The sequence below is a fragment of the Aerococcus sanguinicola genome (assembly GCF_001543145.1).
In the GTDB taxonomy this organism is placed as follows: Bacteria; Bacillota; Bacilli; order Lactobacillales; family Aerococcaceae; genus Aerococcus; species Aerococcus sanguinicola.
The window spans coordinates 1865435-1882538 of record NZ_CP014160.1 but is presented as its reverse complement, the minus strand read 5'-3'; the positions used below and the strand labels follow the sequence as shown (position 1 = coordinate 1882538).

General features: G+C 49.0%; 16 protein-coding genes and 2 pseudogenes. 5 read left to right on the top strand and 13 right to left on the bottom strand.

The annotated features are described in order from the left end of the window. Positions 1 to 7: 7 nt before the first annotated feature. From AWM72_RS08420 to aroF, 10 genes and pseudogenes are all read right to left on the bottom strand, one after another. Positions 8 to 928, bottom strand: a pseudogene (locus AWM72_RS08420) (aspartate carbamoyltransferase catalytic subunit); the annotation flags it as partial. Between the two features lie 42 nt (positions 929 to 970). Beyond that, complete coding sequence (gene pyrR / locus AWM72_RS08415; RefSeq protein WP_067976633.1) at positions 971 to 1507, bottom strand: bifunctional pyr operon transcriptional regulator/uracil phosphoribosyltransferase PyrR; 537 nt, start codon at positions 1505 to 1507, stop codon at positions 971 to 973. A 274-nt stretch (positions 1508 to 1781) separates the two neighbouring features. Beyond that, on the bottom strand, positions 1782 to 2306 hold the full coding sequence (locus AWM72_RS08410) for an HdeD family acid-resistance protein (protein ID WP_158444765.1): 525 nt from the start codon (positions 2304 to 2306) through the stop codon (positions 1782 to 1784). A gap of 356 nt (positions 2307 to 2662) precedes the next feature. Next, positions 2663 to 3985, bottom strand: coding sequence for a uracil-xanthine permease family protein (locus AWM72_RS08405; protein WP_067976198.1), 1323 nt, complete (start codon positions 3983 to 3985; stop codon positions 2663 to 2665). A gap of 222 nt (positions 3986 to 4207) precedes the next feature. Next, a complete protein-coding gene (locus AWM72_RS08400) occupies positions 4208 to 5032 on the bottom strand; it encodes a MetQ/NlpA family ABC transporter substrate-binding protein (RefSeq protein ID WP_067976195.1) in 825 nt (274 codons plus the stop codon). A 69-nt stretch (positions 5033 to 5101) separates the two neighbouring features. After that, positions 5102 to 6001: a prephenate dehydratase gene (locus tag AWM72_RS08395; protein ID WP_067976193.1), complete on the bottom strand. Its 900-nt coding sequence runs from the start codon at positions 5999 to 6001 to the stop codon at positions 5102 to 5104. A gap of 25 nt (positions 6002 to 6026) precedes the next feature. Continuing rightward, positions 6027 to 7115: a chorismate synthase gene (aroC, locus tag AWM72_RS08390; protein ID WP_067976191.1), complete on the bottom strand. Its 1089-nt coding sequence runs from the start codon at positions 7113 to 7115 to the stop codon at positions 6027 to 6029. After that, positions 7096 to 8400 (bottom strand): 3-phosphoshikimate 1-carboxyvinyltransferase, encoded by a 1305-nt coding sequence (gene aroA / locus AWM72_RS08385; RefSeq protein WP_067976188.1) that lies wholly within the window; start codon positions 8398 to 8400, stop codon positions 7096 to 7098. Before aroA ends, aroC begins: the two co-directional genes overlap by 20 nt. Beyond that, positions 8400 to 9485: a 3-dehydroquinate synthase gene (aroB, locus tag AWM72_RS08380; protein WP_067976183.1), complete on the bottom strand. Its 1086-nt coding sequence runs from the start codon at positions 9483 to 9485 to the stop codon at positions 8400 to 8402. The genes aroA and aroB overlap by 1 nt, the downstream gene beginning before the upstream one ends. Positions 9486 to 9524: 39 nt before the next feature. Continuing rightward, a complete protein-coding gene (aroF, locus tag AWM72_RS08375) occupies positions 9525 to 10550 on the bottom strand; it encodes a 3-deoxy-7-phosphoheptulonate synthase (protein WP_067976182.1) in 1026 nt (341 codons plus the stop codon). A gap of 523 nt (positions 10551 to 11073) precedes the next feature. Here aroF and aroE point away from each other — a divergent pair. The 5 genes and pseudogenes from aroE (at position 11074) to AWM72_RS08355 (ending at position 13650) form a co-directional block, all read left to right on the top strand. Then, positions 11074 to 11886: a shikimate dehydrogenase gene (aroE, locus tag AWM72_RS08370; protein WP_067976181.1), complete on the top strand. Its 813-nt coding sequence runs from the start codon at positions 11074 to 11076 to the stop codon at positions 11884 to 11886. Further along, positions 11873 to 12217, top strand: a pseudogene (locus tag AWM72_RS08365) (shikimate kinase); the annotation flags it as partial. The gene aroE and the pseudogene AWM72_RS08365, both read left to right, overlap by 14 nt. Beyond that, entirely contained in the window at positions 12172 to 12396 is a 225-nt protein-coding gene (locus tag AWM72_RS09720) for a shikimate kinase (RefSeq protein WP_425246123.1), read from the top strand. The pseudogene AWM72_RS08365 and the gene AWM72_RS09720, both read left to right, overlap by 46 nt. Beyond that, the gene (gene aroQ / locus AWM72_RS08360; RefSeq protein ID WP_067976179.1) at positions 12377 to 12805 is read left to right on the top strand and encodes a type II 3-dehydroquinate dehydratase; all 429 of its coding nucleotides are present in this window, start codon (positions 12377 to 12379) and stop codon (positions 12803 to 12805) included. The genes AWM72_RS09720 and aroQ overlap by 20 nt, the downstream gene beginning before the upstream one ends. 2 nt (positions 12806 to 12807) lie before the next feature. Then, a complete protein-coding gene (locus AWM72_RS08355) occupies positions 12808 to 13650 on the top strand; it encodes a prephenate dehydrogenase (protein WP_067976178.1) in 843 nt (280 codons plus the stop codon). A 79-nt stretch (positions 13651 to 13729) separates the two neighbouring features. Here AWM72_RS08355 and AWM72_RS08350 read toward each other — a convergent pair whose 3' ends face one another. The 3 genes from AWM72_RS08350 to AWM72_RS08340 are packed head-to-tail and all read right to left on the bottom strand — an operon-like array spanning position 13730 to position 16398. Continuing rightward, the gene (locus tag AWM72_RS08350; protein ID WP_067976176.1) at positions 13730 to 14536 is read right to left on the bottom strand and encodes an ABC transporter ATP-binding protein; all 807 of its coding nucleotides are present in this window, start codon (positions 14534 to 14536) and stop codon (positions 13730 to 13732) included. Between the two features lie 12 nt (positions 14537 to 14548). Continuing rightward, positions 14549 to 15439 (bottom strand): ABC transporter permease, encoded by an 891-nt coding sequence (locus tag AWM72_RS08345; protein ID WP_067976175.1) that lies wholly within the window; start codon positions 15437 to 15439, stop codon positions 14549 to 14551. A gap of 5 nt (positions 15440 to 15444) precedes the next feature. Further along, entirely contained in the window at positions 15445 to 16398 is a 954-nt protein-coding gene (locus tag AWM72_RS08340; RefSeq protein WP_067976174.1) for an ABC transporter substrate-binding protein, read from the bottom strand. Between the last annotated feature and the right edge of the window lie 706 nt (positions 16399 to 17104).

Sequence of the window (17104 nt, the reverse complement as noted above, 5' to 3'; positions counted from 1 at the left end):
TTGCTTCTTTACCATTGATGACAGCTTCTAAGATAGCCATCCGCATAAAGACCCCATTGGACATCTGTTGGACGATGCGGGATTGGTCGCACTCCACCAGACTGTCGGCAATCTCCACATCCCGGTTAACAGGAGCTGGATGCATAATAATGGCATGATCTTGCAGTCTTTCAGCTCGTTTTAGAGTTAGACCATAAGCTTGGTGGTAGTCTTCCTTGCTGTAGGATTTCTCTCCGTGATGGCGTTCGTTTTGGACCCGGAGCATCATCATAACGTCCACCTTCTCAACAATCTGGTCGAGATCTTCATAATGGCCATACTGGTCAAAACTTGTGTCATACCACTCAGGAGCCCCGGCGAAGTAGAGCTCAGCGCCTAGGCGGTGGAGCATTTGCATGTTGGACTTAGCCACCCGGGAATGAACCAGGTCCCCAACAATGGCTACCTTCAAGCCTTGGAAGCGGCCGAATTCTTCATAGATTGTCATGAGGTCGAGTAAACACTGGCTAGGGTGCTGGCCGCTACCGTCCCCACCATTGATAAGAGCACAATGGATATGAGGGCTCTTAACCAAGTCATCATAATAGTGGTCTTGCCCATGCCTGATTACCGCAATATCAACCCCCAAGGCCGACATAGTCAAGACTGTGTCGTAGAGAGTCTCCCCTTTTTGCACGGAAGAAGTTGACGCTTCAAAGTCTAAACATTCCAAGCCCAGCTTGCGCTCAGCAATCTCAAAGCTGCGGTGGGTCCGCGTTGAGTTCTCAAAGAAGAGATTGCTAACGAAGTATTGCTTTTGAATCGGCCGGTGTTCGGGATGGTATTTGTAGACTTGGGCCATCTTAATAAGCCCGAGCACTTCTTCATCGCTTAAACTTTCCACACTCAGTAGGTTTTGGAGGCAGATCTTTTGCGTATTTAAAATCATGACAATCCTTTCTAGCTCTTCCTGGAGCGTTCAATCAATGCTTTAATGACTTTGTTCGATATAGATGCCGTCTTCTCCGTCGACTTCTTCCATCTTCACAAGGACGCGCTCTTTGCGGGATGAAGGGAGGTTCTTGCCGACATAATCAGCATGGATAGGAAGCTCTCGGTGGCCCCGGTCAACGAGGACTGCTAGGGCAATCAGTTCTGGGCGGCCAAAGTCCATCACCGCATCCAGAGCTGCGCGGATGGTTCGTCCGGTATAGAGAACATCGTCAACAATGATCACTTCCTTGCCTTCTAGGCTGACTGGGATGTTGGACTCATTGACTTCTGCTTCTTGGACCTTGGTCTTTTGATCATCGCGGTAGCGGGTAATGTCTAGCTCACCAACAGCTACTTCAATGCCTTCGAGTTGTTTAAGACGTTGGGCAATCCGTTGGGCTAGGTAAATCCCCCGTGTTTTGATCCCGACTAGGACAAGTTGGTCTAATTGGTGGTTACGCTCAATAATTTCATAAGAAATCCGGGTAAGGGCCCGTTTAATGGTAACTGCATCGACAATTTCTTTCACTGACATCTGGATTTCCTCCTCCGTTTGGCTCATTAGATACAAAAAAACTCCTGCCCGCAGAGGACAGGAGTTGATGGTTACTTAAAGAAACTCGCACAAAAAAAGCAAGTCTTTTAGAGTTCAGACTGAGGACGCACCCCACCCTGAGACATCTCGCTCCTTCTTAGCCTCACGGGACTAAATTTAAAGGAAAATATTTAATTCATTCACTGGTCATTACTATACGCCAAGCCGAGCTAAAAGGCAAGGGGAAAATGCCCTTGCCTTCATTAGAATATGCTTAGAAAGCATAAATGATATGTTGGATCCCTGATAATAAGAAGTAGAAAGCAACCAAAAAGGTCAGGCTAACTAAGGCGCTCAGGGGATTAAAAATTAAGAAAATAGCCACAATCAGGGCAATGATATTAAGAATTAGGGTCAGCCAGAAGAGCGGCGTACTTACCTGTTTAATCGCTGACAGACTCATAAAGCCAAAGATAGCCGAGATAAAAATCCAGAAAGCAAAAATAAAAGGTAAGATGGACGCTGACAGGCCTGGCTTAAAGACCAAGTAAAGACCCAGTAAGATATTAATAATCCCAAATATTAAAAGATGGGTCGGTTTGATCCCGAAAGATTCTTTTAAGCGATGGCGAACCATGAGCTGGTAAATCCCCCGAAAAAGAATCCCGATAGCAAAGACGAAAGCCAAGGTCATTAGACTAGCCAAGGGATCCCTAAAGGCAAACAAGGCTAGGATAATAAAGAGAATCCCTAAGATAAAGTGCCCCCATCCAAATGATTGGTCATTATTTTCTGACAAATGAAACATCCTTTCTTTATTGTGAAATGATTATAACATTAAGACATTCTCATTCTAACAGAAATAAGGCAAAGCTACCGACTATATGCTTTGGATCGATGGTTTCTTAAGGAAAAATAAAAGGTAAAAGAGACTGGGACAAAGGTTCCAGCCTCTTTTTAAAAAGCGAACATTTTTCAAAAACGTGTTCCAAAAGTCAGGCCTGACATCCACTTCACGAACTATGTCCAATCGTTTACCAACGATTTCCCATAGTTCGTTCCAGTGGTTCAGGCCTGAGCGACTTTTGTCACACTCTCTTTCAAATAATGTGTGAAGTGATGCTAAGGGTTCAGCTTTAGCCGAATTTAGCAGCCTTAACGCAAGGTCTTCCGTTCTTTTAATAGGACGTTGAGAAGGAGAGCTACGATGGTACCGGCTGAGATACCGGAAGAGAAGAGGCCGGCTAAGAAGCTCGGTAGGCCTTGGGTGATTTCTGGTCTAAAGGAGACGCCAAGACCGATGCCGATCGCTGAAGCAGTGATGATCAAGTTGCGGGTGTCGAAGCTAATCCGGCTGAGGGACTGGATACCGGACGCAGCCACGGTCCCAAACATGAGCACCCCTGCCCCGCCCAGGACGGGGAGCGGCATGACCGAAATAACTGTCGCTAATTTAGGGCTCATGGAAAGGACAATCATAATAAGACCAGCGACAATGGCCACCTTCCGCGAGGCATTACGAGTCAGTGGAATCAGCCCGGTATTTTGACTGAAGGTGGCAGCAGGGCCTGAACCGAAAAGCGGAGCGATAAAGGAACCAAAGCCATCTGCCCGGACCCCAGCAGCGACCTGCTCATCGCTTAGCTCACGCTGGGTCACTTCCCCTAAAGTCTGCATCACGCCCACCGTTTCGATGACAGTGACCAAGTAACCGGAAAGAAAGGGCAGGGCATAGCGCCAGTCAAAATCAATCCCAATCTGGTTGAAGGAAGGCATTCTAAACCAGGGCGCAGCTAGAATTTGGTCGGTATCCACCCGGCCCATAAAGAGGCAGAAGAGATAGCCGATCCCCATACCGATGAGAATGGCATAAGAGGACCAGTTCCCCCGACCGTAATGGTTAAAGAGAACGACAATCAGAAAGACAAGAACAGCAATGCCGAGATTGCTCGGGTCCCCATAATCGGGGGCTCCAGCCCCACCTGCTGCCCAGTCCATCGCGGTAGACATCAGGGTTGCTCCCATAAGAGTAATCACAGAGCCCGTCACGACAGGCGGGAAAAAGCGCATCAAGGGTTTAACAAAATAGGACATGACGATCTCGAGTAAGGCCGCAAGCATGGTGCCTCCAAAGTAAGCGGGCAGACCGCCCAGGGCAATCACACTCTGAGCCGGTCCAATAAAGGCAAAGTCTGTTCCCATAATAGTAGGCAAACCCACCCCTACCCGGAAAAATCTTGGACCAAAGCCCCGGGACTGGATAATAGAAACCAGGCCCGATACAAATAAGGCAGCACTGATGAGATAGGCCGTCTGTTCCACACTGGAAGAGGCCATTCCAGCGATAATCAAGGGGACCGCTACGAGGCCCCCAAAGGCCGTAATCACATTTTGAAAGCCTAGGACCACCGATTCCACGAGTGCTGGTGAGTCTTCAACCTGGTAGCGCAATTTAATGGCATGTTCTTTTTCTTGCATATTTCCTCCTTGCCCACAGGGACATCATTCGCTTATCAAACATTTTAATTATTACTTTAACACAATATTTAATCCTTGTTAATAGAAAACGAACATTAAATATATTTTATTTAAATTCATTCGTTAAAACGATAGTGTTTTGGCATAAGAAAAAAGCTCCTATTAAGTTAACATCTTAACAGGAGCCCCTTTCCTCTCAGGAGAACATTTATCACTAAGTTTTTAATCCGCAGTCCAAGCCCATTGGACCCGGTCATTGGTCTGGTTGATTTCTTCGACACGTTCTTTTAGCTGGTCGGATTGGTAAATCTTAACTAGATCTTTGACCCAGTCTGCCTCTTGATCAGTTGAACGCACCACTGCTTGTAACTTCAATTCAGGGCGCAGGTCCTCATTCAGCAAGGCTTGGTCAGCCGACATCCCGGAGTCATAGAAGGTTGAGCCTGGGATGATGGCATAGGCCACATCCTTTAAGGCTTGGGGAAGAACAGGCGCTTGGACCAAGGACAGCTCGATGCCAGCCTTGTTCTCAATAATATCATCCTCCCCTACTTCGGACTTATCGGTCTCTGGGTCAAGGCGGATCCAACCCGCTTTCTCAAGTAAGAGCAAGGACCGGGTCACATCGACCGGGTCGTCAGAAATAGCCACCTGGTCGCCTGGCGCCACTTCATCCAAGCTCTTCTTTTGCCCAGCGAAGAGGGCCGTTGGAACGGTAGGAACGGGGGTCACAGCCACCAGGTCAGCCCCGGCCTCCCGGTTAAACTGTTCCATGTAAAGGGTGTGCTGGTCCACATTGAGGTCCATCGACCCCTCCTGGATGGCGATATTCGCCCGCTGGAGATCATCGAAGTCCCGGTTCTCCACCTGGTAACCTTCTTTTTCCAGGGCCGGTTTAACTTCTTCTAAGAAGAGTTCACTGTAAGGACCAGGTGAAGTGGCCACACGAATAGTTGTTGTGGGCTCCACTTGCCGGCTACAAGCCAAGAGTCCACTAATTAAGACTAAGCCAAGCGCTAGACCCAGCCATTTTTTTACTTTCAACATTGCTTGTCCTCCTTCTTTATCTTGCTTACTTAGAGTAACCTATTTAGGCCCTATAAGCAAGCATTAAGCCTAGGTCAGATAGGAAATTTCCGCCTCTTGGGCTTCCATGCAAGCGATGATCTGGATGTATTGGCTAGCGTGTTCAAGCATCTGCCAAAAGAGCTGGGCTTGACCTTCTAAGCCCTGGATATCCACTTCAATGAAGAAGCCATAGCTGAAGGGCTGGTCTTGAATAGGACGGGCATCCAGGCCTTCCAAGTTACAATTGAACAAGTTAAAAATCGTCAGCAATTGGTGGAGGGCCCCCGGCTTGTGGGCCGTTTCCACATAGAGCATCAAGCGACTGGCCCAGGGATGGTCCGCTAACAAATGAACTAAGAGCTGGTCCTTATCTAGGTTCAACAGCTCGTCGCGGTAGCGCCGCATCATAAAGAAACGCGTCATATTGGTCGATTCATTCTGAACTTGGCGGGCTAAAGCCTGCAAGTGGTAAATTTCCCCACAGCGTTCGCTAGACAAGGCCCCTAAACTGGGATCCCCTTCCTGGGCAATGAACTGGGCAGCCTGGGCCGTATCCTTATAGGAAATGGGCTGGATCCAAGGATGGTCCGCAAAAAAGTTCGTGCACTGGGACAAGGCTTCCGGATGGGAATAAACTTGCTTAAGCTGACTCAGCTGGGCCCCCTCTACTCCCCATAAGACATGGCGGATGGGCTGGTAGTGCTCAGCTTCAGCGTAAACTTGCTGGTAGCGAAAGAGGTCCAAGGTCCGTGTAATAAGCCCCGTGGTTGAATTCTCGATGGGCATCACGGCCCGGTCGATTTTTCCACTGAGGAGGTCATCCACCATCCGGCCAAAGCCATCATAAGGCAGCCCCTCATATAGCCCTTCCTGCACAGGCATCTTCTGCCAGTGGGCTAAAGCGGCCTCACTATAAGATCCAACAATACCCTGGTAAGCAACTTTCATCCCTCATCCCTCTTTCTCTCTTTTCTTATGACCGGGTGAGGATTAAGTCCATCAACCCGATCGCCGTCACGGCTTCAATCACAGGTAATACCCGGGGTACAATGCACGGGTCATGGCGTCCGGTAACCTCTAGTTCAACGTTTTCATGACTTTCAATATTAATGGTCGATTGGGCCTTAGCAATCGAAGCCGGCGCCTTAATGGCGGTCCGGAAGTTGATGGGTGTGCCTAAACTGATCCCCCCGACAATCCCCCCATTGTTTAAACTGGCGGTTTGGACCTGGCCCTGGTCATCATAATAAAAATTATCATTGGCTTCTGAAGCCCGCATAGAGGCAATCTCGAAGCCAGCGCCAAATTCAATCCCCTTGGTAGCTGGCACGGAGAAAATTAAATGGGCAAGCGTCGATTCGATGGAATCGAAGAAGGGGTTGCCATAGCCGGCTTCCAAGCCCAAGATATAAGTCTCGACAATGCCCCCTACCGCATCATGCTGGCCCTTGGCTTGGCGGATACAGCGGGCCATTTCTTCAGCTAAGCCCTCCGTCAAAACAGGCAGGGTCTCTTGGCGGAAGGCCAATAAGTCCTCTCGACTGAGTTTTTGGAAGTCAAGCTCTGCTTGGTCCTTGACCTCACCGATCGAACAGACCCTGGAGCCAATGGTCACTCCATACTGGTCCAGCCATTGCTGGCAGACGGCTCCCGCAAAGACGAGGGGCGCTGTAATCCGTCCCGAAAAGTGGCCGCTTCCCCGGTAGTCGTTATATCCATCATAGCGCTTGAGCGCGGGATAGTCCGTCTGACCGGGACGCATGAGTTTACGCATCTGGCTGTAGTCCTTGGACCGGGTATTGGTATTGTAGATCAGAGCCGTCAAGGGCGCGCCCGTTGTATGGCCGTTAAAATAGCCACTCACAATATCCGGTAGGTCTTCTTCCCGGCGCGGTGTCGTTAATTCATTTTGGCCCGGCCGGCGTCGCGCCATCTCTACCAAGATCTTGTCTTCATCGAGGGCTAGTCCAGCTGGCAGCCCAGAAATGGTGATGCCAATGGCTGGACCGTGTGACTCACCAAAAATGGCCACTTGTAACTGTTTACCCCAAATTCCACTCACGGTATTCGCCTCCTAATTTCTTAAAATCTTCCCAGAAGTGTGGGTAAGATTTGCTGACGCTATCTGCATCTTCTATGATAATGGCTTCCTGGCAGACCGTCGATGCGATGGCTAACATCATCGCAATCCGGTGGTCCTTGTGGCTGGATACCCGGCAAGCTCCTTTGAGCTGGTCCACACCTTGGATGATTAAATTATCTCCCTGGACCTGGATCTTAGCCCCTAACTTACTGAGCTCTTCTTGCGTCGCTTTTAGGCGGTCAGATTCCTTGATCCGTAAGCGGGCCAGGTTCTTAATCTGTGTCTCACCCTTGGCTAAACAAGCGGTCAGGGCAAGGACAGGAATCACATCGGGACATTGGGAGCCGTCTAATTCGCAGCCGCCTTCCAATACTTTAGCTTGGATTCGGATTCCGTCATCCTGGACCACAAGCTCAGCACCCAGGGCTTGGAGGAAGCTAATAATCTCTTTATCCCCCTGCTGGCTGGATGGGGCGAGGTCTTGGACGGTGACCGGATTACCGAGGGCCCCTGCACAGAGAAAGAAGGCAGCTTGGGAATAATCGCCTTCCACCCGGTAATCGTTAGCCTGGTAAGTCTGCTTGCCTTTAATCTGGAAGCATTGGTCCTCTGCTCGGTAGTCAATGTCAATCCCATACTTGGCAAGAATATCCAAGGTCAAGTGGATGTAACCCACCGACTCCAAGGGGCCCGTAATTTGCAGGGTCGAATCGCCTTCTAAAAGCGGCAGGGTATAGAGCAGCCCCGTAATAAATTGTGAGCTAATATTGCCTGCCAATTGATAAGCGCCAGCTTGCAGTTTTCCTTCAACTTTCAAGTCCAAAGCTCCATCCGACAAGTTCTCATAATAGAGCCCTTGTTCGTTATAGATCTTTTCATAGGGATCCAACGGCCGACTGCCTAACTTCCCTCGGCCGACAAAGTGGGTCTGACCTGGAAAAAGGCTGGCAATAGGAATCATAAAGCGCAGGGTCGAGCCTGACTCATTGGCATCGATCAGCCGTGAAGCAGACTTGGATGGATGGCCACCACGGATGCTTAAGTCTACCCGCTGGTCTCCGGCTTCCGTCAGCTTGATTTCAGCCCCCAAACTTTGCATGGCTTCAATGGTTGCTTGAATATCATCAGATAGCTGCACATTTAGGACCTGACTTTCCCCCTGGGCGAGGCCAGCCGCAATAATGGCGCGGTGGGCCAGGCTCTTGGAAGGTGGGATATGGACCGCACCCGCTAAGGGCTTGGCTTGAATTTGTAAATCGGTCATTAATGCTTTCCTCCTTCCAGCAAGGGATCAAAGAAATGATCAGGCACCTTGCGGATTTCAGCCTGGCCAATCCTTTTGAGGGTAATGATATGGAGTTGGCCATTTAAATTTTTCTTGTCATTTTTAATGAGAGGCAGGATGCCCGCATAGTCTTCCACTTGGTCCAAAACGGTCGGTAAACCGAAGTCTTTCACCACTTGGTAAATTTCTTGGGTCGACCCTTGGGGGCTGAGCCCCTGGTCCTCTGCCAATTGGTTGATCGCCAGCATACCAATAGCCACCCCTTCGCCGTGGGTATAGCGCTCATACTGGTAGTAGGCCTCAATGGCATGGCCTAGGGTATGCCCATAATTTAGCAGCATCCGACAGCCCGTATCCTTCTCATCGGCTTCGACTACTTCCTGCTTGATGGCACAACAGCGCTCTAGGATCCTTTCAATATCAGCCATGACGCCTGACCGGTTGCCCGCTTGCTTGAGCTTGTCAAAGAAAGCCCGGTCGCGGATGCAGCCGTATTTAATGACCTCTGCCATGCCATCGCTAAAGGCCTTGTCAGACAAGGTCTCTAAGACATTGGGATCAATCAAGACGGAATGGGGGTGGTAGAAGGCTCCCACCAGGTTTTTTCCTTCCTTGAGGTCCACGGCTACCTTGCCGCCCACACTGGAGTCCACTTGGGCAAGGAGCGTGGTCGGAACTTGGATCAAATGAATCCCGCGCAGGAAGCTAGCAGCAACAAAGCCTGCCAAGTCACCAATGACCCCACCCCCTAAGGCAATAATCAAATCGCTCCGGCTGATGCCAAAGTTCACCAAGCGTCCGTAGAGACCGGGTAGGTTTTCAATCGATTTACTGGCTTCACCAGGGGCTAGGACAATTAGCTCAAAGTCATAGCCAGCCTCTTGTAAAGTCGTCGTCACTTGGCTTCCATAGTAGTGGGCCACATTTTCATCCGTAATGACGACGACTTTTTTGCCTTTATGGACAGCTTGGATTTCTTCGGCTAGCTGACCGAGCAAGCCCTTCTTAATTTTTAATGGATAGCTGACTGCTGGTCGATTCAGTTTAATTTCAAGCTCCGCCATTTCAACAGCTCCTCTCATTTGTGCTTTTAATTATTTAGTCTAGTCGCCCTCTGGTACGGTCCGTCCTTCGACTTCAGCAAGGACACGGATTTGTTCCATCAAGCGGTCGAATTGGTCTGGGGTCAAGCTCTGTTGACCATCGCTCCATGCATTCTTAGGATCAGGGTGGATCTCCATGATCAAGCCGTCAGCGCCCGCTGCAATCCCAGCCTTAGCTCCGGCAGGTACCATGTAAGCAATCCCAGCCGCGTGTGAAGGGTCCACAATAATAGGCAGGTGGGTCTTATGTTTCATCAATGGCACCGCTTGAATATCTAGGCAGTTCCGGGTTTCAGTTTCGAAGGTCCGGATTCCGCGTTCGCAGAGAATAACATTTGGATTCCCTTCTGCCATGATGTATTCAGCAGACATTAACCATTCTTGGTAGGTGGCGCTCAGGCCACGTTTTAAGAGGATAGGCTTGTCGGTCTTACCTAATTCTTTTAAGAGGGAGAAGTTCTGCATGTTACGGGCCCCAATTTGGATAACGTCCACATGTTCCACGAATTCATCCAATTGTTCAATGGCCATTAATTCGGTAACAATTGGCAGTCCTGTTTCACGACGGGCTAGGTCCAAGAGGCGGATCCCTTCTGACTGTAAACCTTGGAAGCTGTATGGTGAGGTTCTTGGCTTGTAGGCGCCCCCTCTAAGCATGTTGGCCCCAGCTGCTTTCACCCGCTTAGCTGTCCCAACAATCTGTTCTTCCCCTTCAACGGAGCACGGGCCTGCAATAATAGCTAATTCCTTGCCGCCGATGATTTGGTCGCGGACCTTGATCTGACTTGCTTCAGGGTGGAAGGCCTTATTGGCTAACTTATACGGTTCAGAGACCCGGATAACTTCCGCAATGGTGTCATTGGCCTGAAGTTTGGATTGGTCCACGCGGGAAGTATCTCCGACAATCCCGATGACATCAACCTCTTGGCCTTCAATAATAACGGCCTTGTTACCTGTATCTTCGATTTTATCAATGACATCTTTAACATCGCCAGCTGTCACGTTTGCTTTCATTACAATAATCATTTTCTGTCTCTCCTTTTTATTTCGCTACTATATTTACTATAACACGGTCGGTCTCAGATGGATTCTTAGAAGCAAAAAAGTTGCATTCGTCTTTAACCGAATGCAGCCTGACTAATCCTCTCGAGATGTGAAGTCTTAGATAGTGGGTGCTCCATTCGATTTCTTACCATCAATGGAGCCCTATGCATCAAAGATTGCTTTAGCCTCCATTACCTTTAAAAAAGTAGAAGCTAAAGTAAAACCAGCTATTTGCTAAAAGTTGTTGTTGAGTTAACATGTTCTTTCCTCCTCACTGGTTTTCTTTAATGCGTGCTTTAAATATAGCAGACCAAGGGGAAGCTGTCAACTATTAAATGATAAAATTCTAATCTTATTTTTATTTTACTAATATGTTAACTTCAGATCTTAGCTAAAAAGATTGATTTGACAACTCTTTTTGCCATTTTACCAAGCAAGGCTTGCATTACAATAATGATAACTTTATCATTATCGTAGTGAAAATAAGCTAGAACGGAGTGATGAGATGGAATTTTATGGCTTATTTGGCTACCCCTTGGGCCATAGTCTATCCCCAGAGATCCACCAGATTATATATGAAGAAGCCCAGATTGAAGCGGCTTACAAACTCTTTGAAGTTCCCGAAGAAAGTCTCAGCCAAGCCTTAGAAGCGCTGAAGACTTTAGATATCCGTGGCGCCAATGTCACCATCCCCTATAAGCAGGCCCTCTTCCCCTATCTGGATGAGCTGTCTGAAACTGCGAAAAAATTGGATGCTGTCAATACCATTAAGCAAGTCGACGGTAAACTCAAGGCCTATAATACGGATTATGATGGCATCCACCTATCTTTTGAACGCCGCCATTGGCAGACTCAAGGGAAAGCCGCCTATGTCCTAGGAACAGGAGGGGCTGCCCAGGCGATGGGCCATTATCTGACGGACCACGGCGCCCAAGTCCACCTGGTATCCAGACATCCCGACCAGCACCAGGACAAGCCCTGGCCTTGCCTTTCCTATGCTGAGCTTGAGATCCTAAGAGGCGACTTCCTGGTCAATTGTACACCTGTCGGCATGTATCCGAAGACCCAGGCCTCCCCGCTGGAAGCGCATGACCTCGACCGCTTTGACCATATCTTCGATACCATCTATAACCCTTATGAAAGCCAGCTCTTAAGTGATGCCAAAGCAGCCGGCAAGGCCTACTGTAACGGCCTGGACATGTTAGTCGGCCAAGCCATCCGCTCCGTCGAAATCTGGGAAGACCAGCATTTCTCTAAGGACCAGGTGGAGCGTATTTTAGCCCGTGTAAAGAAAGGATTTAACCATGACCCAGCCTAATCTCATCCTCATCGGTATGCCCGGATCGGGAAAAACCAGCCTCGGTCAAGCCCTCGCCCAAAAACTTTCCTTAGATTTCCTAGACATGGACCAGGAAATTGAAAGAGTCTCGGGCCGAACCATCTCTGAAATTTTTGAAGAAGGAGAAACTGCCTTCCGTAGCTTCGAATCCCAACTTGCCCGCGAGCTTGATCAAGCTAAGGGCCTTATTATTGCCACGGGTGGCGGGGTCGTCAAAGATCCCGATAATGGTAAGCCCTTAAAAAAGGAGGCAAAGTCTTCTTTATCGACCGCCCCCTGGACCAGATTGCTGCAGACATTAACAGCGACCAACGCCCCCTACTCAAGGGACGCCTGGACCAGCTCCAGGTCCTCTACCAAGAGCGCTACCCCCTCTACCAGGCAGCTGCTGATTTCCATATCTCCAACCAGGGCAGCCTGGACCAGTGCCTGAAAACCATTATAGCGACCTATCGAAAGGACGGAAACCATGAAATTCTTAATTCTTAACGGCCCCAATCTCAATTTCTTAGGCATTCGGGAACCAGCTATCTATGGCCATGCTAGTCTCAAGCAAATTGAAAGTGATTTAGACCAAAGCTTTGACCATGAGCTCAGCTTCTTCCAGAGCAACCATGAAGGCGCCTTGATCGACCGCCTGCAAGAAGCTTATTACGAAAAGATCGATGGGATTGTTTTTAACCCGGGTGCTTTCACCCACTACTCTTATGCCCTCCACGATGCGCTCACCAGCATCCAAATCCCTTGTGTGGAAGTCCACCTCTCAGCCATCCAACAAAGAGAGAGCTTCCGTCAGACCTCAGTTATTGCCCCTGCCTGCATCGGCCAGATTTCAGGCTTCGGTAAGGACAGCTACGCCCTGGGCCTAGAAGCCCTGCTTAAACATTTGGAGGAATAAGTATGAAAATTGTCATTGTCGGTCTGGGAGCGATCGGGTCTTCCTTTGCCCAAGCCTTGACCCAAGCAGGCTACCAAGAAATCCGCGGCATCGACCAGAATCCAGAGACCTGTCTCAAAGCTGAAGAATTAGGGATTGTAAAGACTGCCCAAACGGAGGATGACCAAGCCCTCAGCCAAGCTGACCTCATCTTTATCACCCTCCACCCCCAAGCGGTCGCCCCCTATGTTGAAAGCAAGCAGGACCTCTTCAAGTCGACCTGCCTCTTGACGGACGTTACAGGGATTAAGCGGGACGTTATGGACCAAGTCGAAGCCATTCTCCGCCCTGACTTAGACTTCATCTATGCCCATCCGATGCGAGGGAGTGAAAAGGCAGGGATCGCCGGCCTCAATAGTGCCCAATTCCGGGGAGCCAACGCCCTACTCGTCGTTAGCCAAAGAAACCAGGAGAGCCACCTCGAATTGATCGAAGCCCTCTACCGGGCCATGGGCTTCCAGGAGGTCAGCCGGGTGGATGCCGAAAGCCATGACCGGGCCATAGCCTATGTGAGCCAGCTCATGCACGTCCTCGCCGTTGCTGCGGTAAATTCCGCCCCTAACTGTGAGGACACCGTGCAGTTCGCGGGCAATAGCTTCCAAGAACTGACCCGGATTGCGGACGTCAATGCGCCCCTATGGACAGACCTCTTCCTCCACAACCAGGACTACTTACTGGAAAGCATCGAAGCCTTCGAAAAAGAACTGGTCCGCGTCAAAACAGCCCTAAAGAACAAAGACTCTGACCAGCTCCAAGACGCCTTCCAAGCATCCACCCAGCAAAGAAGAGAATGGTATGTGGACTAAGGTCTAAAATTTAAAACATCAAAAAAATCCTCGACCTTCACTAATCCAGTGCGGGCCGAGGATTTTTATATGGTCCATATTAAGCTTTTAAGAGCAAGTCGTCATCACGCAATTGGTTACCGACATTCTCCTTGAAGAGTTCCATCAAGTCTTCAACCGATAATTTGGCCTTGTCTTCCCCTTTGACATCGACAACAATGCGGCCATCATGGAGCATGATCAGACGGTTGCCGTAAGCCAGAGCATCATTCATGTCATGGGTGATCATGAGAGAAGTTAAGTGGTTCTCCTCAATCAGAAGCTGGGTTAAGCCCATCACCATCTCACTAGTCCGCGGGTCGAGGGCCGCCGTGTGCTCATCCAAGAGTAAGAGCTCGGGCGTTTCGAGGATGGCCATGATCAGGGTTAGGACTTGGCGCTGGCCCCCAGACAAGTTAGATGCAGCGGTGTTCAAGCGGTCTTCAAGGCCCAAGTCGACCCGGCTGAGCTGGTCACGGAAGAGCTGGCGCATGTCTTCTGTTACAGACCGGCCGAAGCCCCGACGTTTGCCCCGTTTGTATGCGATGGCAAGGTTCTCTTCAATGGTCAGATTACGGGCAGTCCCCATTTGTGGATCTTGGAAGACCCGGCTGATTCCAGCGGCCCGCTTGTAGGCAGGCCGGTCCGTAATATCTTCACCGCGCAGGCGGATCCGCCCAGAAGACACTGGAATCGTTCCTGCAATCAGGTTGAGTAAGGTTGACTTGCCTGCCCCATTGGAACCAATCACAGAGATAAAGTCATGGTCATGGATGGCGAGGGACAAATCTTTAGTCACATGGTTTTCATTAATACTTCCTGGATTGAAAACCTTATTAATCTGGTCAAGTTCTAGTAAGTTCGTCATAACACTACTCCTTTACTTAGCACTGGCTTGCCGGTTCGCGAAACTGGCCTTGGCATGGGGGGCATAGAGAATAATAGCGAGCGCGATGGATGAAAGCACCTTGATATCGCTGGGAAGAACAGGCAGGAATTGTTGCTGCATGATGAAATCAATAATCAAGCGGTAAATCACAGCTCCAATCGCAATGGTGATTAAACGTTTGCCGAAAGTGAGGTTGCGGCGGAGCACTTCCCCAATAATAATAGCGGCTAAACCAATAACAATCGTCCCGGTCCCCATGGCAATATCCGCATAGCCGTTATTCTGGCAGATAATCGCTCCTGATAAGGCAATCAAACCGTTAGAGAGCATCAAGCCCACTAACTTCATTTGGTCCGTTTTGACCCCATTGGCTTCTGCCATGAGCGGGTTATCCCCAGTCGCCCGGAGCGTCAAACCATATTCGGTATTCATAAAGATCACCAGAGCCATAATAACAACTGCTAGGAAAATTAAGGCAATGATTAAAGAAGCCAAGGTAGGATTCATCCCCGTCGCTTGGAAAGACTCCATGATATTGGCCTCCCCTAGTAAAGGAATATTGGCCTGCCCCATGATCCGCAAGTTAATGGAATAAAGCCCCGTCATGGTTAGGATCCCGGAAAGCAAAGCTGGAATATGCATCTTATTAATCATAAAGCCATTGACCAAGCCTGCCACTAAGCCCGCTAAGAAAGCAGCAAGGGTAGCGATCAACGGATGGACTCCCGAAACAATTAACTTGGCGCAGACCGCCGCACCCAAGGGGAAACTCCCCTCAGCTGACAAGTCGGCAATATCTAAAATGCGGAAGGTCAAATAGACCCCAATTGCAAGAATGGACCACATGAGTCCCTGTGAAATACTTGAAACAATTAAATCCATATCCTTTATTCTCCCTTCTTAATCTGTGCTGGGTCAATCCCTAGGTCTTTGGCCATGGCTTCATTTATTACTAATTCATAATCCTTAGCTTTTTCGACAGGAATTTGACTGACATCGGCGCCATCTTTGAGGATTTTAACCGCCATTTCAGCCGTCTGCCGGCCTAGATCCTTGTAGTTAACCCCGTAAGTCGCTAAGCAACCTTCTAAGTGGGCGCTCTCAGCTCCGATGGTTGGCACTTTGGCTTCCCGGACCACACTGCCAATTGTCGGAATCGTTTGGGCAATCGTGTTATCGGTCGGTAAGCAAATGCCATCCACACGTTTGGCCAAGGCTGTAACCGCTGACTGGACTTCATTGGTTGTCGTCACCGTTTGTGCTTCCACTTTCAGGCCCTTGCTTTCCGCATAGTCTTTGAAAGCCTTAAACTGGATTTCAGAATTCACTTCGCTGGAATTGTAAGGCATGCCCACCGTCTTAATCGACGGATCGATCGTCAAAAGTAGGTCCACCGCTTTCTCCACTGGGGCAATGTCGCTGGTTCCTGAAGCATTGGTTCCCGGTTGGTCCAAGGACTTCACAAGGTTAGCAGAGACCGCATCCGTTACCGCTGTAAATAGGACAGGGGTTTGCTTATCGGCATTGAGGGCAGCCTGGGCTGCGGGCGTCGCAATGGCGAAAGTTAAATCCTTGCGCCCCTTCATATTTTGGGCGATCGAATTCAGGTTAGACTGGTCAGCCTGGGCATTCTGGTAATCAATATGGATGGTCTCCCCATCCTTGAAGCCCGCTTCTTCGAGGCCTTCCACGAAACCTTCCCGGGCATTGTTGAGGGCTTGGTGTTCCCCATATTGGATAATCCCAATCTCTTTTTGTCCGTCTTGACCGCCCTGGCTACATCCAGCCAGAGATAGGCCGACTAAGCCTAGTCCTAAAATAGCGCGTATTTTCTTATTCATTCTTCTCTCCATTTCTAGTGCTAAGGCACAGATCCGTCTAGCCTTCCTGGCAAACAAAAAAGGTTTAATTAGATATGATAAAAACTAATTAAACCTTAAGGCTATCTGATTTATAAGCTATGCCTTTAGCCATTAGAATTTATCATTCTGGATGGCTAAACACTTCAAAAGACTTCAGCCATCATAGATCCAAAACGCTGATGTTTGTACCTATGATGGATTCACAGCTACAAACACGATCTAAAATAGCTAAAGTAATACTTGCTCATTTTCTTAGCAGAACATGAAAAATTAACATGCTCTAAATTCAATTGTTTCATTCTTCATGCTCCTCCCTATCGTGATGACCTAATAATAAACCGACATTATAATAAAGTCAAGAGAATAATTAACAAAAACTAATCTTTCTTACAAAAATATCATAATTAAGGGTGTGAGCAAGAGCGGTTAGACTTGAATGATTGGAGCCCAAGCGGATAAGAGCGACTTTAGCCGGTCGTTCCGATTGGGTGAAATCCCTTCAAGTCTGCTCTTGCGAACCCGACTAGGAAGGGTGTGAGGGCTGGCGGGAGAAATAGACCTCTGGAGCAAATAGTCAGAGAAGATTGCAAATCTTCGGCGACTATTTGTGAAGAGGAGCTATTTCTGCCAGACCGAACCCGACTAGGGTGTGAGACTTGGTACTTAGATTCGGATGATTTAGGAA

What these genes read in the sequence shown, in the direction of transcription:
- aroB (WP_067976183.1), bottom strand. Translation starts at nt 9,485, where the DNA reads ATGGCGGAGCTTGAAATTAAACTGAATCGACCAGCAGTCAGCTATCCA.
- AWM72_RS08345 (WP_067976175.1), bottom strand. Translation starts at nt 15,439, where the DNA reads ATGGATTTAATTGTTTCAAGTATTTCACAGGGACTCATGTGGTCCATT.
- aroA (WP_067976188.1), bottom strand. Translation starts at nt 8,400, where the DNA reads ATGACCGATTTACAAATTCAAGCCAAGCCCTTAGCGGGTGCGGTCCAT.
- AWM72_RS08395 (WP_067976193.1), bottom strand. Translation starts at nt 6,001, where the DNA reads ATGAAAGTTGCTTACCAGGGTATTGTTGGATCTTATAGTGAGGCCGCT.
- AWM72_RS08400 (WP_067976195.1), bottom strand. Translation starts at nt 5,032, where the DNA reads ATGTTGAAAGTAAAAAAATGGCTGGGTCTAGCGCTTGGCTTAGTCTTA.
- AWM72_RS08355 (WP_067976178.1), top strand. Translation starts at nt 12,808, where the DNA reads ATGAAAATTGTCATTGTCGGTCTGGGAGCGATCGGGTCTTCCTTTGCC.
- AWM72_RS08350 (WP_067976176.1), bottom strand. Translation starts at nt 14,536, where the DNA reads ATGACGAACTTACTAGAACTTGACCAGATTAATAAGGTTTTCAATCCA.
- AWM72_RS08340 (WP_067976174.1), bottom strand. Translation starts at nt 16,398, where the DNA reads ATGAATAAGAAAATACGCGCTATTTTAGGACTAGGCTTAGTCGGCCTA.
- AWM72_RS08405 (WP_067976198.1), bottom strand. Translation starts at nt 3,985, where the DNA reads ATGCAAGAAAAAGAACATGCCATTAAATTGCGCTACCAGGTTGAAGAC.
- pyrR (WP_067976633.1), bottom strand. Translation starts at nt 1,507, where the DNA reads ATGTCAGTGAAAGAAATTGTCGATGCAGTTACCATTAAACGGGCCCTT.
- aroQ (WP_067976179.1), top strand. Translation starts at nt 12,377, where the DNA reads ATGAAATTCTTAATTCTTAACGGCCCCAATCTCAATTTCTTAGGCATT.
- aroE (WP_067976181.1), top strand. Translation starts at nt 11,074, where the DNA reads ATGGAATTTTATGGCTTATTTGGCTACCCCTTGGGCCATAGTCTATCC.
- aroF (WP_067976182.1), bottom strand. Translation starts at nt 10,550, where the DNA reads ATGATTATTGTAATGAAAGCAAACGTGACAGCTGGCGATGTTAAAGAT.